Genomic DNA, 14860 nt, shown 5'->3' with positions numbered 1-14860 from the left:
CATCATCGGATAGACTTTTCACTGGGGAGGAACTGTCTTTGATCATCAACAGTGGCGATCGGTTGCGCCTGGTGGAACGGGCGGGCACCGAGATCCGCGAGCATCAGCGAAGCGTACCCGAGCGAGAGTTCTACCTGCGGAAAATCACCGATACCTGGCGCCGAGCCGAGGGAACCGAAGCGTACTCCGAACTTCCGGAGTACTCCTTCGAAACGTTCGAAAAACTCGACGTTACCAGCAAAAATCAACTCAAAAAAGCACCTTTCAGCTTCCTGACAGCGCCGATGGAGGACGCGGCCAAATATTATGAGACAACCGGGACCACCGGGCTGCCGACACCGACGCCCCGGCTGGCGGAGGACGTAATCTGGAACACCGTTTCGGTGGCCGAGGCCTGGCGTGATCTTCTGCCGGAAAAAGAACGAGTGCTGATCATGTTACCCTCGGACATCGTGCCGGTGGCAGACCTCGTCGTCGGTGTCTGCGAGTACCTCGGACGGCCCCACGCCCGGGCCTACCCGTTCGCCACCGGCATCTCCGACTGGGATCGGCTGATCGAGCTCTGCCGGTCCTTCCGGCCGAACACCGTGTTCATCGCGCCTGGGGTGGCCCTGCAGTTCAGCCGGCTGATCCGGCAGCGCGGCCTGGCGCCGGAACTAAGCGCGGGCGTACAGCGGATGATGCTGCTGGGTGAGGTCAGCACCGCGCCGTTCCGGGCTCGCCTGGGCCGGTGGTGGGACGCCTCCGTGCTGGACGCGAGTTACGGCAGCACGGAAACCGGCACGCTGGCCGCCGCCTGCGCCCGAGACCGTCTGCACCTGCTGACTGCCACCAACTACTTCGAACTCGCCGGCGAGGACGGAACGATTCGCCCGCTGCCGGAATCCGGCAGCGGACGGCTTGTGGTGACCCCGCTCAACCTGCACGCCCGGTGCGTGCTGCGGCTCGACACCGGGGACGACGTACGTCTGGGTACCCGGTGCGACTGCGGTGACGGTGCCCCGGTGATCGAGGTTTCCGGGCGCGGTTCCGACGCAGTCGCCGTGCGCGGCGCGAAACTCACCGTGCGGGCGGTCGAAGAAGTGGTTTTCGGCGAAACCGAGGCGACCGGCTACCTGCTGGAGACCGACGCGCCGGGCACGTTCGCCCGGCTGATCCTGGAACGGGACGTCTGCTGGGATCGCGCGGGCGAGGCTCTGATGGCCGACCGGCTCCAGCACTCCTCCCGGGAAGTGCTCGGTCTGGAATGGGACGAGGTGCTGTTCGTCAACCAGCTCCCCGCGAGCACCAAGAGCGGGGCGTCGCAGAAGAGCTGGAAACGCTCCAACTTCCGGCTCGTCGGAGCGGACGGATGAGCGCGCACCCCGCCGCCCGCACGCCGGCCGGGACCGCGGTCGGCACCGGTGAGGCGGATCTGTGGTGCACCTACGCCGCGATCCGCACGGCCGCTTGGCTGGACCGGACCGGTGAACTGCCTGGCCGCGGGGCCACGATCGGCTACCTGGGCAGCCGTCGCAACACCGATGGCGGTTACGCCTGGAGCAAGGGCATGGCCTCGGACGCGTGGGCGACGTTCTACTGCACTCAAGCGATGACCGAGCTCGGTGCCGAGGTCCCCCGGCCCGGCCCGACCCGGGAGTGGCTGCGCCGGACCTGGTCCGGTGACGCGTATGCGATGCTGCCGGGCCAGACCCCCGACGTGTGGGCCACTCACTTCTCGGTGCGCACGGTGGCCGCTCTGTACCGGGAAGCCCCGCCGGACCGCGACCGGCTGGTGGACTGGCTGCGCGCGTTGCAAGCGCCGGACGGCGGTCTCGGCTGGTCACCGGACCACGCCGGGGCCTGCGCGGACTCTGACGTACGGGCCTGCTTCTACGGCGTGATGGCTTGGCGGGCACTGCGGACCGTGGCACCGGATTCGCCCTTCCCCTGGGACGGCCCCGCCTTGACGCGCTGGCTGCGGGAGCAGCAGCACGCCGAAGGTGGTTTCCGATTCGGCCCGTCGGCGAGCACGCCGTGCATGTGGGCCACCTATCGGGCGACAGCCACGCTCCATGAGCTGGACGCGGCCCCGGACGATCGGCAACGCTGCCTCGACTGGATTCTCGCCCGCCGGAATTCCGACGGTTCCTTCGTCCGGTGGTCCGGTTACGAGGTGGCCGATGTCTGGGCCTCGTTCTGCGCGGTGGGCTCGCTGCGGGCGCTGGGCGCGGACACCGGACCGCACGCCGGACCGGTGCTGCGCAGGCTGCGCGCGCTGTCCTGCCCCGACGGTGGATTCACCTATCGTGAACCCGATCGGGCCGGAGACGCACTGAGCACCGCGGCGACCGCGCTGATGTCGGCGGCCGACGACCCGCGGCAGAAGCGGTGGCGCACCTGGCTGGCCGGGTGCCGGTTGCCGAACGAGGGCGGGGTCATGTACATGCCCGCCCGGGGCAGCGAGGTGCGGTGCACCCTGTGGGCGATCGCGGCGGGGGCGGGCACCGTCGATCCCGCCGCGCCGCTCGAGGTCGCGGACTGGCTCGCGGACCTGCAGAACCCCGACGGTGGTTTCGGTTACTGGGAAGGCCGGGGGTCGGATCTGGTCTCCACCGCCGCGGCGGTGGAAACCCTGCGGCTGCTGGGAATCGCCGCTCACGAGGTGCTGGACACCGCGCGGCTGGCCGGGTTCGTCCAGGGATGCCGCGCCGACCACGGCTACCGGCACGTGCCCGGCGCCCCGCCCACCCTCCGTGCCGGGCTCCAGGCCCTGCGGATCCTGGACCGGCTGGACCGGGGCACCCCCGGTGAGCTGGCCGGCCTGCTCGAGCACCACCGGGTGCCCGGGGGCGGATTCGCCAACGAGGGTTCGCGAATGCCGGACCTGCTGAGCACCTACGAAGCCGTGGTGACCGCGGATCGGCAACGAATCCCGGTGGACTCCGCCCGGCTGACCGTGTTCCTCGACCGGCTCGCCCGGCCCACGGGCACCGGGTGGTCACCACTCGCGCCCGGCGGCGGCGGAGTGCTGGCCGATTGTCTCGGCACGCTGCTGCGCGAACGCTGCGCCGGGGACCGGACGGACCTGCCCGCGCTCACCCTGTCCTGAGGGCGAACCTTTCATCCTGGGGAAAACCATGCCCACCATCACCATTCGCACAACGGCGCTGCGCGCCGTCGAACGCCGGTCCATCGCCGTCCGGCTGACCCGCTGGTTCGCCGAGCACGACAGCGACCGCAGGCACGTGGTCGTGCGGTTCGAGCCGACCGAGGAGGGCACGGTGTTCGTCGGTGGCATGCCGGTCGAAGCCCTCCCGCACGAAGAAGAAGGTCTGCACCACGCGAGCGTCGTCTGCTGTGTTTCGGTCGGACGGGACGACACCTACTACGAAGAACTGGCCTGCGTGCTCGCCGACGCACTCGGCATGACCACCGGAACTCCTTTTCTCTACCTGGAGTTCCGGCCGACACCGAAGGAATCCGTGTATTTCGGCACCGGGGGGCGACTCCGTCGTGCCGACGCCACGCTGAGGGGAAAATGATGACTTCATCCGCCGTGCCCAGCCTGGAATCCCTCCGGATCCGGACCAGGGCCGTGCTGGCCCGACTGTTCGGCCCGGAGATAGACGACCTGCCCGCCGACACACCGCTGCCGGAAACGCTCGGCGACCGCTACGACAGCCTCGGCGCGATGGAATGCGTCACCGCAATCGAAAAAGAGTTCGGCATCGAGGTCGACTTCGTCGAGCACGATGTCCGCTACAACTTCGCCCAGCTGGACCGGATCGCCGAGTTCGTCCACTCCCGGCTGGAGGACCAGGCCGTGTTCGGCGGGTCCCGATGACCTCGCCGGAGATCGGGTTCCGCACCTCCGGTCACACCGGCTCGCCCGCGGTGTGGCTGCGCACCCGCGAACAGCTCCGGGCCGAGGCCGAGCTGATCGCGAACGAACTGGTCGGCGAGGTCGAGCAGATCGTCAGCTTCGCGCCGGTGGAGCACCTGTTCGGCAGGTTGTTCGCGCAGGTCCTGCCGGAGTGCCGTGGCCTGCCCGTGCACCATCTCACCCACGCGCCCACCGGATTGCCGCCGGAGGTGCCGGCCAGGCCCACGCTGTTCGTCTGCCTGCCTTCGAGCTGGCTGGTGCTGCGTCATCTGCTCGGGCAGCTCAGGGCGCTGCCCACCGCGGTCGCCCTGCACGGAACCGGGCCGACGGTGCACGCCACCGGTGAAGTGCTGTCCGCGTTGTCCGGCACCGGTTTTCGCGCCTTCGAACTGTTCGGGTCCACCGAAACCGGCGGGATCGCCCAGCGGGAGATCTTGCCGTCGGACACCGAGGCGCAGCGCTGGCAGCTCCTGCCCGATGTCGAGTTCGCCGACCCGCGCCACGCCCAGGGACAGTGGCTGCACGTCCGCAGCCCGCGACTGGGCCGCCGCAGCGACATGGCGTCCCGGCCGGAGAGCTGGAAGCTGCCTGACGTGATCCGGCGCGACGAGCGTTCGTTCGAGTTCCACGGGCGGGCCTCCACGCTGATCAAGGTGAACGGGAAGCGGGTGAACCTGGAGGAACTCGCGACCGCGCTGCGGAGCTCGGTCGACGGCCTGGACGTCGCCTGCCTGCCCGTGCACGATCCCGTCCGCGCCGAGCACTACGAACTGTTCTACAGCCTCGACCGGGACCTCTCCCGCCATCAGATCTTCGCCCGGCTGAGGGAGGTCATGCCCGATTTCACCCCACCACGCGCGGTGCACCAGGTGCGGCGCATTCCCCGGACCGCGACCGGGAAGATCGCGGTCACCGCGCTGTATGCGCTCACCCAGCCCGAATCCCGAGCGGCACTGGAAGGAGCGAGCTGATGACGCCGTACCGTCCGCGAGCGTCCGAGCCGGCCACCGCGCTGGCGAACTACGCCGAAGGGGCCGGAATCGGCTATCCGGACGATCACCCGCGGCTGCCCGAACTGCTGGAACTCTCGCTCGCCGAAAGGTGCGACCACCACGATCGCGACGAGTGGGACGATCGAACCTGGGCGGAGCAGAACGAAACCTGGTATGCCGTGGCCGATTCCCGGTACCGGGCGTTCACCACGCGGCGAACCCCGGCGGCGGGCACGCCGTTGATCCGCGTCGGGGTCAAGGACACCATCGACGTCGCGGGCCTGCCCACTTCGCTGGGTCTGCGCCATTACCGGCACCACCCGGCGACCTCGGCGAGGGTGCTCGCCCGGGTTGAGGGCGTCGAGAGCCAGGTGGTCGGCAAGGTCGTGAGTACCGAACTGAACATCGGGGTCGGCTCCGGCTGCCGGAACCCCTGGTTCCCGCACATCGATCCCGCGGGTTCGAGCACCGGGGCCGGCGTCGCGGTCGCGGCCGGGCTGTGCGACCTCGCGATCGGCACGGACGTCCTCGGCTCGGTGCGGTGGCCCGCCGGGCACTGCGGCACCGTCGGGCTGCGGATGACGCACGATCCCGGCCTGCTGCCCGGCATCTTCCCGCTGTCCCCCCCGATGGACGCGGTCGGCTGGGTCGCGCGTACGGCCGGGGATCTGGCGTTGCTGTGGCGGCGGCTGGGTTTGTCCGCCCTGACCGGCGGCGATGAGCTGTTGCCCGTCCGCTACCGCATCGGCGTGCCGATCGAGGTCCGGGACGGCTCGTGCCACCCCGAGATGCTGGAGACCCTGGACCTGGTCTGCGCCGCGCTGGCCGAGGATGGCCACGAGACGACCGACCTCGAGGTGGGAGAACGCCTCTGGGGGCACCGGGGCGATGCCTGGCAGTTGTGCGCCCGCCAGGCGTGGGACGGCTACCAGTCGTGGCGGGACTGGATCACCGTGCCGTTGCACGAAAGCACCGAGCAGGCGCTGGAAGTCGGGGCCCGGGTGAGCGACGACCGGTACGCGGAAATCCTCGCCGCGATGTCCGCCTGCCGTCAGGAGAACTCCGACCGCTTCGGCGGCAAAGCCCACGCCTGGTTGCTGCCGCTGGATCCCGCGCCCCCGCCCGATCTGCGGACCTGCCCGCCGGTCGCCACCACCATTCCCGTGCCCGGCGAGGCCGGTTACGACCGGCGGATCGGCTACACCCCGATCGCCAGTTTCGCCGGGCTGCCGGCCATCGCCGTGCCCGCCCGGCTCAGCCGGGTGAACCGGGCACCGCTGGGCGTGCAGTTCGTCGGGCCGCCCGGCAGCGAGGAACGGCTGATCGACCTCGCCCGCCGGGTGCAGCTGCGGCTGCGCCTGCCGGAACTGCACCCCGCGTGATCACCACCACCTCAGGAGACCGTGATGATCCCCCAGGCAGTGCTGGAAATCACCGCCGCCCACCAGCCCGACTGGCCGGTGCCCGCGGAACTGGCCGCCGTGCGGCGGGAACTGCGCGCGAGGCCACCGCTGGTCGACGCGCATTCCTGCCACGCGCTGGCCGGTGAACTCGAATTCGTCGCCCGTGGTGAGGCTGTCGTGATCCAGGCGGGCGACTGCGCCGAACTGTTCGCCGACTCGGCCCGGCACCGGGTCCAGGCCAAGGCCTCGCAGGTGCACCAGCTCTGCGAAATCGTGGAATCCGCCGGGATTCCGGCGGTGCGGATCGGCCGGTTCGCCGGGCAGTTCGCCAAACCCCGCTCCTGCGCGACGGAAATCCTCGCCGACGGCTCCGAGATCCCGGTCTACCGCGGGGACGCGGTGAACGGCCTGGCCCCCACCGCCGCGGCCCGGCGGCCCGATCCGGCGCGCCTGCTGACCGCCTACGACTTCACCGCGCGCGGCCTGGACGCGCTGTTCATGCGGCAGTTGCTGCTGTCGGAAGGCAGCAGCGGGATCGGTTCGATGCTGGCACCGACCTACATCAGCCACGAAGCCCTGCTCCTGGACTTCGAGCACGGCCTGCTCCGCCCGGACCCCGCCCGCGGCGGCGCTTACGCCTCCTCGGCCCACCTGGTGTGGATCGGCGAGCGCACCCGCCAGCTCGATCACGCTCACCTCGCGTTCGCCGAACGGATCACCAACCCCGTCGGGGTGAAGATCGGACCGGGCGCGACCCCCGAAGAACTGATCGCCATCGTCGACCGGCTCGCAGCCGGACGCGGCCGGGGCGGGCTGATCCTCATCATCCGCATGGGGGCGCAGAAGATCGCGGATCGGCTCCCCACGCTCGTGGCCGCGCTCGGCTCGCGGGCCGGGCAGGTGAGCTGGCTCTGCGATCCCATGCACGGCAACACCAGGAAGACCTCGACCGGGCGGAAAACCCGGGTCGTGACCGAAATCCAGGCCGAGATCGAGCAGTTCTGCCGGATCCTGCGGGAGCGGCGGTTGCACCCGGGCGGGCTCCACCTCGAGACAAGCCCGGATCCGGTGACCGAATGCCTGGACACGATGGCCGGGCTGACCGGCAGCCGCGAGCCGGACCGGTACGAGTCGGCCTGCGACCCGCGGCTGAACCCGGTGCAAGCCGAACAGGTCGTCCGGCACTTCACCCGGCTGCTGTGAACCCGCCCGTGCCGGGGTTCACAGAGCCATGCCGAGATCGCCGACGTGCGAGATGCCGTGATCGTCGCAGCGGCTCTGGACTTCGCCGAGCAGCACCCGCAGCATCCCGGCGAGCTGGGCGCGCTGCTCGTCGTCCAGCCCGGACACCAGTTCCCGTTCCCGCTCCAGCACTCGATCAACGGTGCGCTCCACCAGCGCATGACCGGCCGGGGTCAGCGTCACGTACACCCGGCGGCCGCGGGTCTCGGTGTGCCGATCGACCAGGCCCTCACGCTCGGCACGAGCCACCCGCTGCGAAATCGCTCCCGCCGTGACCAGGGTCAGCCGCGCCAGTTCCCTGGTGGTCAGCGAGTACGGCGGGGAACTGCGCCGGAGCACGCTGAGCAGGTCCAGAGTGGCCGAATCCACGTCGGAGTCCAGCAGCACCCGGCGGCGGTCCTCCCCGAACAACTTGGCCAACTGCCACACCCGGGTCACGATTCCGATGGACTCGGTCGAGGTACCCGGCCGTTCACGCTGCCACGCCGCCTCGATCTCGTCCGCGGCGTCCGGCATGGGGTCCTGGTCGGACGCTGTGCTCATCCCAGACCTCCACCTCAGTTGTGGGCTGCGCGGTGCGCAGTTTATCATTTAGGTCTAAACGTCAGCTCGGAACAGGCCAACCATGAAGGAGGCTAAATGACCCGGACAGTCCTGGTCACCGGCGGGGGCACCGGTATCGGCAGAGCCGTGGCAGCGCGGTTCGCCGCGTCGGGCGCGGTCGTGCACATCACCGGACGGCGCGCGGAGGCACTGGCCTCGGCCGCGGACGAGCTGGGCCCATCGGTCCGGCCGCTGGTCTGCGATGCCACCGATCCCGGGCAGGTGAGCGCGGCGCTGGCCGGCCTGGCCGGTCCGATCGACGTGCTGGTCAACAACGCCGGCGGCAACACCGACTTCGACCTCAGCGAGCCGGACGGGCTCGCCGGGGTCCTCGAGCACTGGCGGGCCAATCTGGACGCCAACCTGATCAGCGCGGTCCTGACCACGACCGCGGCCGGGGACAAACTGGCCGACGGCGGCTCGGTGATCCACATCGGGTCCATCGCAGCCGACGAGGGGGCCGGCTCCTACGGCGCGGCGAAGGCCGGGCTGGCCTCGTGGAACGTGGACCTGGCCCGGCAACTCGGCGCTCGCGGGATCACCACGAACGTGGTCGCGCCGGGCTACATCCGGGAGACCGAGTTCTTCCGGGACAAACTGCCCGCCGACCGGGCCGAAAAGCTGATCGGCGCGACCAGCACCGGCCGGGCCGGGCTGCCCGGCGACATCGCCGAAACGGTGTACTTCCTCGCTTCCGCCGAGGCCCGGCACATCACCGGGCAGACCCTCGGGGTCAACGGCGGCGCGCACCCGACCAGGTGAAGGGAATGACCACCATGACCACCGTCGCGGGCGCTTCTTCCCCGGCCGGGCCCGGCCGCCGGGACTGGGCCGGGATCGGGGTGGTCCTGCTGGCCACGTTCATGGGCCAGATCGACATGTTCATCGTGAACGTGGCCAGCCCGCCGATCCAGGCGGATCTGGGTGCCAGTTTCGGCCAGATCCAGTTCGTCATCGACGGCTACGTGATCGCCTACGCCGCCGGCATGGTGACCGGCGGCAAGCTCGGTGACCGCTTCGGCCGCAAGAAGATGTTCCAGTACGGGGTCGCGGCCTTCACCGTGGCCTCACTGCTGTGCGCACTGTGCCCCACGGCAACCCTGCTGATCGTGGCGCGGGTGGTGCAGGGCGCCGCGGCGGCACTCCTCATGCCGCAGGTGCTCTCGATCATCCAGGGCACGTTCGCCCGCCACCGGGATCGGCAGCGCGCGATCGGCGCCTACGGATCGGTGATCGGGCTCGGGGTGGTGGCCGGGCTGATCGGCGGCGGGCTGTTGCTGAACGTGGACATCGCCGGGCTGCAGTGGCGCACGATCTTCCTGATCAACGTGCCGATCGGGCTCTTCATCCTGCTGGCCGCGCCGGCCACGGTCCGGGAGAGCCGGAGCGAGGTGACCGCGCCCCTGGACCTGGTGGGCACCGTGCTCACCGCGTCCGTGCTGCCCATCCTGCTCATCCCGCTGTCCCTCGGCCCCGAGCACGGCTGGCCGCCGTGGATCTGGCCCTGCTTCGCCGCCGCGGCGGTGTTGACGGCCGTCCTGTTCCGCTACGAGAACCGGCTGGCGGCCCGAGGCGGGGATCCGCTGCTGCCGGCCCGAGTCCTGCGCGGGCGCGGGTTCCCGGCCAGCATGGGGACGGTGACGGTGTTCTTCGCCGGCAACGCGGGTTATTTCCTGGTGCTGACCTACTACCTGCAGTCCGCACTGCACCTGGACCCACTGGCCACCGGTGTGGTGTTCGTGCCCCTCGGCGTCGGGTTCGCGGTGGCGTCGGTGGCCGGACGACGGCTGGCCGAGCGTGGCGGTACCCGGGTGCTGATCACCGGCGCGCTGCTGATGACTGCGAGCTTCCTGCCGATGCCCTTCCTCGTGCAGGCGGCCCCGGGTACCCAGGCAGTCGCGCTCGCGGTCACCATCGGGCTGTCCGGCATCGGCCAGGGCCTGGTGGTTTCCCCGCTTGTCGGCATCGCCATGGCCCAGGTGCCCGCCGAGCTGACCGGGGCCGGTTCCGGAGTGCTCAACACCGTCACCCAGGCCGCCATGGCCGTCGGGATCGCGGGGGTCGGCACGGTCTACCGGGCCGTGCTGGGCCACAATCCGCAGGACACGGCGGCGGTCACCGCGGAAAGCTTCGGCACGGCGTTCGTCATCACCTGCGTGGTGCTCGCCGGGCTCGCCCTCGCAACGGCGGTGCTGAGCTGGGTGCTCGGCCGGTCGGGCACTCCTGCCGCAGCGGCGGTCGGGCGGTGACGGCCCGGGAGGCACGGCCGGTCGAGCTCGACGGTGAAAAGCTGAACCTCGCCGGCGTCCGCCGGATCGCCGAGGACAGGGCACTGTGCGCGGTGGCACCGGCCGCGCTGGCCGCCGTGGCGGCGAACCGGAAGTCGTTCGAGGACCTGGTGCGCCGGGGCACGCCGGTCTACGGCGTCACCACCGGCTACGGCGAGCTGGTGCATCATCCGGTCGGGGTGGGAGACGAGGTGGCCCTGCAGACGAATCTCGTCCGCAGCCACAGCACGGGCGTGGGCCCGCTGTTCGCCGAGGACGAGGTCCGGGCGATGATCACGGCGCGGCTCAACGCGCTCGCCAAAGGCTGTTCAGCCGTGCGCCCGGTCGTGCTCGAACGGCTGGCGGCCTACCTCAACCTAGCCATCGTCCCGGCCGTGCCGGAGATCGGATCACTGGGCGCCAGCGGGGATCTCGCACCCCTCTCGCACGTCGCCGCCACTCTGATCGGCGAGGGCTGCGTGCTCGCCGGCGGTGCGCGCACCGCGACCGGCCCGGTGCTCCGGCGGCACGGGATCACGCCTCTGGAACTGCGAGCCAAAGAAGGGCTGGCGCTGATCAACGGCACTTCGGCGATGACCGGGCTGGGCGCGCTGGTGGTCGCCCGCGCGCTGGATCAGGTGCGGCAGGCCGAGATCGTCTCCGCCCTGGTCATAGAGGTGCTGCGGGCCTCGACCGGCCCTTTCGCCGCCGAAGGGCACGACCGGGCCCGGCCCCACCCCGGCCAGGTCGACTCGGCGGCGAACCTGCGCCTGCTGCTGAGCGGCAGCGGGCTCGCCGTCGGCCACGCCGAGCTCTCCGAGCAGGTCCGCCGCGGCGAAGGCGAGGTGTACCTCCAGAAGGCCTACACCCTGCGCGCGGTGCCCCAGGTACTCGGTGCCGTCCGCGACACGCTCCGCCAGGCCGGGGCCACCCTGGAGACCGAACTCAACTCCGCCAACGACAATCCCCTCTTCTTCGGCGGATCCGGCGAAGAAGAGATCTTCCACGGGGCGAACTTCCACGGTCAGCCGATCGCGTTCGCGATGGACTTCTGCACCATCGCGCTCACCCAGCTCGGGGTGTTCTCCGAGCGCCGAACGCATCGGCTGCTGAACCGGCACCTCAACGACGGGCTGCCGGAATTCCTCATCGCCGGCGAGCCAGGTCTCAACAGCGGGCTGGCCGGGGCGCAGTACCCGGCCAGCGCGCTGGTCGCGGAAAACCGCACGATCGGTCCCGCGAGCACCCAGAGCGTGCCGGCCAACGCCGACAACCAAGACGTGGTCAGCATGGGCCTGATCAGCGCGCGGAACGCCCGCCGGGTCCTGGCCAACAACGACTGGATCCTGGCGGTGGAACTGCTCGCCGCGGCCCAGGCCGTCGACGTGGCGGGCCGGTACGCGCGCCTCGGGCCGGCCGGGCGGGTCACTCACGACCAGGTCCGGACGATGGTCCCGGTACTGGAGAGGGACCGCTGCCTGAGCGAGGAGATCGGGGTACTGGCTGCCGCGCTCTCCCGTGGTGAATTCCTCGACGCGCTCGTCCGCCGAGGAGTCGTATTGAGGTGACAGCCGGCTGTCGCCGCCCACCCCAACCCGGAAGGGGTCCCGATGCCGCACGACGAAATCCTGCCCACTCGTGCGCTGGGGGCGGCCGGTCCCGTGGTCTCCGCGCTCGGGCTCGGGTGCTTCGGGATGAGCCGGAGCTACGGCGCCGCGGACGACGCCGAGTCGATCGCCACCGTCCGCCGGGCCCTCGACCTCGGCTGCACGTTCCTCGACACCGCCGAGGTCTACGGCCCGTTCCACAACGAAGCGCTGCTCGGCTCGGCGTTGCGCGGCCGTCGCGACGACGCGTTCATCTCCACGAAGCTGGGCTGGGAATACGCTCCGGACGGCACCCGCGGGGCGCTGAACAGCAGCCCCGGCCACATCCGCCGGACCGTCGACGCGATGCTCCTGCGGCTGGGGACCGAGCACATCGATCTGCTGTCGCAGCACCGGGTCGATTCCCAGGTCCCGATCGAGGACGTGGCCGGCGCGGTGGGCGAGCTGATCACCGCGGGGAAGGTCCGGTACTTCGGTCTCTCCGAGGCCGCGACGGCCACGATCCGCCGCGCGCACGCGGTCACCCCCGTGACCGCGTTGCAGACCGAGTACGCCTTGTGGGAGCGGCACGTCGAAGCCGAAATCCAGCCCGTCCTGCGTGAGCTGGGCATCGGACTCGTCGCCTACTCCCCGCTGGGCCGCGGCTTCCTCACCGGGACCGCCAAACCGGCCGAGGAGTACGCCGAGGGCGACTACCGCCGGAAGGACCCTCGGTTCCAGGGTGAAAACTTCCACGCGAACTCCACCGCGATCGGCGTGGTCGGCGTGGTCGCCGACCACGCCGGCGCGACTCCCGCGCAGGTGTGCCTGGCCTGGTTGCTGGCCAAGGGCGAGCACATCGTGCCGATCCCGGGTACCAAACATCGGCACACCCTCGAGGAGAACCTCCGGGCGGCCTTTCTGAGGCTCAGCCCCGAGGATCTGGCCCGGCTCGACGAAGCAGTACCGGCGGGCACCACGAAGGGCCAGCGGTATCCGGAAGACGCCATGGACCTCAACGGCCGCTGATACTGCGCCTTCCCCGCCGGGGCAGCGAACTCCGGCTCGGGTGGCGGAACCACCGTGGGCGCGGCGGAAGGAGTGGCTCGGTCCGGGGGCTAAGGAGTGGAGGGTGTGGCCATTCCGGCGCCCTCCAGAGCGGTGGTGGCGGCGGCGCGCATGCGGCGCAGCAGCCGGGTCGTGACCGGGCGGACGAGGGGGTGCTCGCCGCCGTGGGAGGTGGCTTCGGACTGCCAGTGGCGCAGCCTCGCCTCGAAGGTGGCCGGGTCGACCAGTTCGGTGCAGTCGAGGGTGTCGTGGTCGAGGTCGACGGTGATCGTGTCCCCGTCCTCGATCAGCGCGATCGGGCCGCCGAGCGCGGCCTCGGGGCCGACGTGCCCGATGACCAGGCCGACCGATCCGCCGGAGAAGCGCGCGTCGGTCATCAGCGCGATCGAGATCCCCTTCTGCCGGCACAGGGCGGTGATGCGCGAGGTCGGATCCAGCATCTCCGGCATTCCGGGCGCGCCGCGCGGGCCCTCGTAGCGGATCACGACCATGTCCTGGTCCGCGAACACGTCCGGCGTGTCGACCAGGGCCGCCAGCAGGTCGTGCTCGCTGTCGAACACCCGGGCCCGCCCCACGAACCGGTTGTCCACGATGCCCGACTCGACCCCGGCCAGCTTGATCACCGCGCCGCCGTTCGGGGCGAGGTTGCCCGACAGCAGGCGGAGCCCGCCGGTCGGCTTGAACGGCGCGGCCACGCTGAGCACGACCTCGCCGTCCGGGGCCGGCGGGTCGAGGCGGGCGATCTGCTCGGCCAGGGTTTCGCCGGTGCACGTCAGGGTCGAGCCGTCGAGGACGCCGTGGTCGAGGAGCTCCTTGACGATCACCGGCAGACCGCCGACCGCGTCGATGTCCACCATGCTGTACTTCCCGAACGGCCGGGCGTTGATCAGCACCGGCACGGTCCGGGAGAGCCGGTTGAACTCCTGCTGGGACATGACCTCGGCCCAGAAGTCGATCCCGGTGGCCCGGGCGATCTCGGGGGCGTGCAGCAGCACGTTCGTCGATCCGCCCATCGCGATGGCCACGACCGTGGCGTTGCGGAACGCGGCGGGCGTGGCCAGGTCGCGGGGGGTGATGGACCGCTGGGTCATGATCTCCAGGCAGTCCACGAGCTGCTCGGGGAACACCTCGGTCCGGCGCGGGTCCTCGGACGCGGGCGACACCATGTGCAGCGGTTCGAGCCCCAGCAGCGCGATGAAGGTCTGCATGGTGTTGTAGGTGAACATCCCGCCGCAGCTGCCGTGCCCGGGGCAGGCGTTGCGGGCCCAGCGTTCGCGCTTGGCCGCGTCCGGGTCCCCCGCGACCTGGAAGCAGCTGACCAGGTCGATCGTCTCGCCGGTCAGCGGGTCCGTGCCCGGGCGGATGGAGCCGTCCGAGAGCACCACCGCGGGAACGTTGCGCTCCATGATCGCCGCGGTGGTCCCGACCGGCGGCTTGTCACAGGCGACGACGGCGACCACGCCGCGGATGTCGCTGCCCTCGAAGTGCAGGGACAGCCCGTCGTTGGTCGTCTCCCGGCCGATCAGGGAGTAACGCATCTGCGGGGTGCCGTTGCGCTGCCCGTCCGAGATCCCGCCCGAGTAGTTCGGCGCCAGCAACCGGACCGGCAGGTCCCGCTCCGCGATCCGGCGCCCCAGGGCGGCGTGGATGGCGTCGACCTTGTCGTTCACCCCGACGTAGCAGATGCTGTCGCCCAGGGTCCCGACGACGCCCCAGGGGGCGCCGTGGATCCGGTCCACGTCCTGGCCCAGCGCCAGGGCCGTGGCCACGGCCTGACAGTCCTGCCCGGGCCGCCAGAGGTCTCGACCACTCGATTCGCCCATCCGCCCGATCT

General features: G+C 70.8%; 13 protein-coding genes. 11 read left to right on the top strand and 2 right to left on the bottom strand.

Annotated features, from left to right (window positions below; translation table 11 throughout):
- Positions 1-38: 38 nt before the first annotated feature.
- The 7 genes from NYF13_RS34485 to NYF13_RS34455 are packed head-to-tail and all read left to right on the top strand — an operon-like array spanning position 39 to position 7463.
- The gene (locus tag NYF13_RS34485; protein ID WP_315662231.1) at positions 39-1355 is read left to right on the top strand and encodes a phenylacetate--CoA ligase family protein; all 1317 of its coding nucleotides are present in this window, start codon (positions 39-41) and stop codon (positions 1353-1355) included.
- Complete coding sequence (locus tag NYF13_RS34480) at positions 1352-3091, top strand: prenyltransferase/squalene oxidase repeat-containing protein (RefSeq protein WP_315662229.1); 1740 nt, start codon at positions 1352-1354, stop codon at positions 3089-3091. The genes NYF13_RS34485 and NYF13_RS34480 overlap by 4 nt, the downstream gene beginning before the upstream one ends.
- Positions 3092-3119: 28 nt before the next feature.
- The gene (locus tag NYF13_RS34475; RefSeq protein ID WP_315662227.1) at positions 3120-3524 is read left to right on the top strand and encodes a hypothetical protein; all 405 of its coding nucleotides are present in this window, start codon (positions 3120-3122) and stop codon (positions 3522-3524) included.
- On the top strand, positions 3524-3826 hold the full coding sequence (locus tag NYF13_RS34470; RefSeq protein ID WP_315662226.1) for an acyl carrier protein: 303 nt from the start codon (positions 3524-3526) through the stop codon (positions 3824-3826). Before NYF13_RS34475 ends, NYF13_RS34470 begins: the two co-directional genes overlap by 1 nt.
- Positions 3823-4836, top strand: coding sequence for a hypothetical protein (locus NYF13_RS34465; RefSeq protein ID WP_315662224.1), 1014 nt, complete (start codon positions 3823-3825; stop codon positions 4834-4836). The genes NYF13_RS34470 and NYF13_RS34465 overlap by 4 nt, the downstream gene beginning before the upstream one ends.
- The gene (locus NYF13_RS34460; protein ID WP_315662222.1) at positions 4836-6239 is read left to right on the top strand and encodes an amidase; all 1404 of its coding nucleotides are present in this window, start codon (positions 4836-4838) and stop codon (positions 6237-6239) included. Before NYF13_RS34465 ends, NYF13_RS34460 begins: the two co-directional genes overlap by 1 nt.
- Positions 6240-6263: 24 nt before the next feature.
- Positions 6264-7463 (top strand): 3-deoxy-7-phosphoheptulonate synthase, encoded by a 1200-nt coding sequence (locus NYF13_RS34455; protein ID WP_315662221.1) that lies wholly within the window; start codon positions 6264-6266, stop codon positions 7461-7463.
- 18 nt (positions 7464-7481) lie between these two features.
- On the opposite strand, the gene NYF13_RS34450 is transcribed toward NYF13_RS34455, so the two are convergent.
- Complete coding sequence (locus tag NYF13_RS34450; protein WP_315662219.1) at positions 7482-8045, bottom strand: MarR family transcriptional regulator; 564 nt, start codon at positions 8043-8045, stop codon at positions 7482-7484.
- Positions 8046-8141: 96 nt separating this feature from the next.
- Here NYF13_RS34450 and NYF13_RS34445 point away from each other — a divergent pair, with 96 nt between their 5' ends.
- Genes NYF13_RS34445 through NYF13_RS34430 form a run of 4 tightly spaced genes read left to right on the top strand, consistent with a single transcriptional unit; the run spans position 8142 to position 12987 of the window.
- Complete coding sequence (locus NYF13_RS34445) at positions 8142-8867, top strand: SDR family oxidoreductase (protein ID WP_315662218.1); 726 nt, start codon at positions 8142-8144, stop codon at positions 8865-8867.
- Between the two features lie 5 nt (positions 8868-8872).
- The gene (locus NYF13_RS34440; protein ID WP_315662216.1) at positions 8873-10354 is read left to right on the top strand and encodes an MFS transporter; all 1482 of its coding nucleotides are present in this window, start codon (positions 8873-8875) and stop codon (positions 10352-10354) included.
- On the top strand, positions 10351-11940 hold the full coding sequence (gene cmdF / locus NYF13_RS34435) for a tyrosine 2,3-aminomutase (RefSeq protein WP_315662215.1): 1590 nt from the start codon (positions 10351-10353) through the stop codon (positions 11938-11940). The genes NYF13_RS34440 and cmdF overlap by 4 nt, the downstream gene beginning before the upstream one ends.
- Positions 11941-11982: 42 nt before the next feature.
- Entirely contained in the window at positions 11983-12987 is a 1005-nt protein-coding gene (locus NYF13_RS34430) for an aldo/keto reductase (protein ID WP_315662214.1), read from the top strand.
- Between the two features lie 89 nt (positions 12988-13076).
- On the opposite strand, the gene NYF13_RS34425 is transcribed toward NYF13_RS34430, so the two are convergent.
- Positions 13077-14849 carry a dihydroxy-acid dehydratase gene (locus tag NYF13_RS34425; protein ID WP_315662213.1) on the bottom strand — a complete coding sequence of 591 codons (1773 nt, stop codon included), beginning with the start codon at positions 14847-14849 and terminating at the stop codon, positions 13077-13079.
- Between the last annotated feature and the right edge of the window lie 11 nt (positions 14850-14860).

This window comes from Amycolatopsis sp. PS_44_ISF1 (assembly GCF_032335455.1).
Taxonomy (GTDB): Bacteria; Actinomycetota; Actinomycetes; order Mycobacteriales; family Pseudonocardiaceae; genus Amycolatopsis.
Note: the sequence above shows the minus strand (reverse complement) of the source record. Positions and strands in the feature narration are given on the sequence as shown.

Bases quoted from the DNA above. Each gene is read 5' to 3' on its own strand.
- NYF13_RS34460 (WP_315662222.1), top strand. From the start codon at position 4,836: ATGACGCCGTACCGTCCGCGAGCGTCCGAGCCGGCCACCGCGCTGGCG.
- NYF13_RS34470 (WP_315662226.1), top strand. From the start codon at position 3,524: ATGACTTCATCCGCCGTGCCCAGCCTGGAATCCCTCCGGATCCGGACC.
- NYF13_RS34465 (WP_315662224.1), top strand. From the start codon at position 3,823: ATGACCTCGCCGGAGATCGGGTTCCGCACCTCCGGTCACACCGGCTCG.
- NYF13_RS34450 (WP_315662219.1), bottom strand. From the start codon at position 8,045: ATGAGCACAGCGTCCGACCAGGACCCCATGCCGGACGCCGCGGACGAG.
- NYF13_RS34480 (WP_315662229.1), top strand. From the start codon at position 1,352: ATGAGCGCGCACCCCGCCGCCCGCACGCCGGCCGGGACCGCGGTCGGC.
- NYF13_RS34425 (WP_315662213.1), bottom strand. From the start codon at position 14,849: ATGGGCGAATCGAGTGGTCGAGACCTCTGGCGGCCCGGGCAGGACTGT.
- NYF13_RS34455 (WP_315662221.1), top strand. From the start codon at position 6,264: ATGATCCCCCAGGCAGTGCTGGAAATCACCGCCGCCCACCAGCCCGAC.
- NYF13_RS34445 (WP_315662218.1), top strand. From the start codon at position 8,142: ATGACCCGGACAGTCCTGGTCACCGGCGGGGGCACCGGTATCGGCAGA.
- NYF13_RS34440 (WP_315662216.1), top strand. From the start codon at position 8,873: ATGACCACCATGACCACCGTCGCGGGCGCTTCTTCCCCGGCCGGGCCC.
- NYF13_RS34475 (WP_315662227.1), top strand. From the start codon at position 3,120: ATGCCCACCATCACCATTCGCACAACGGCGCTGCGCGCCGTCGAACGC.
- NYF13_RS34430 (WP_315662214.1), top strand. From the start codon at position 11,983: ATGCCGCACGACGAAATCCTGCCCACTCGTGCGCTGGGGGCGGCCGGT.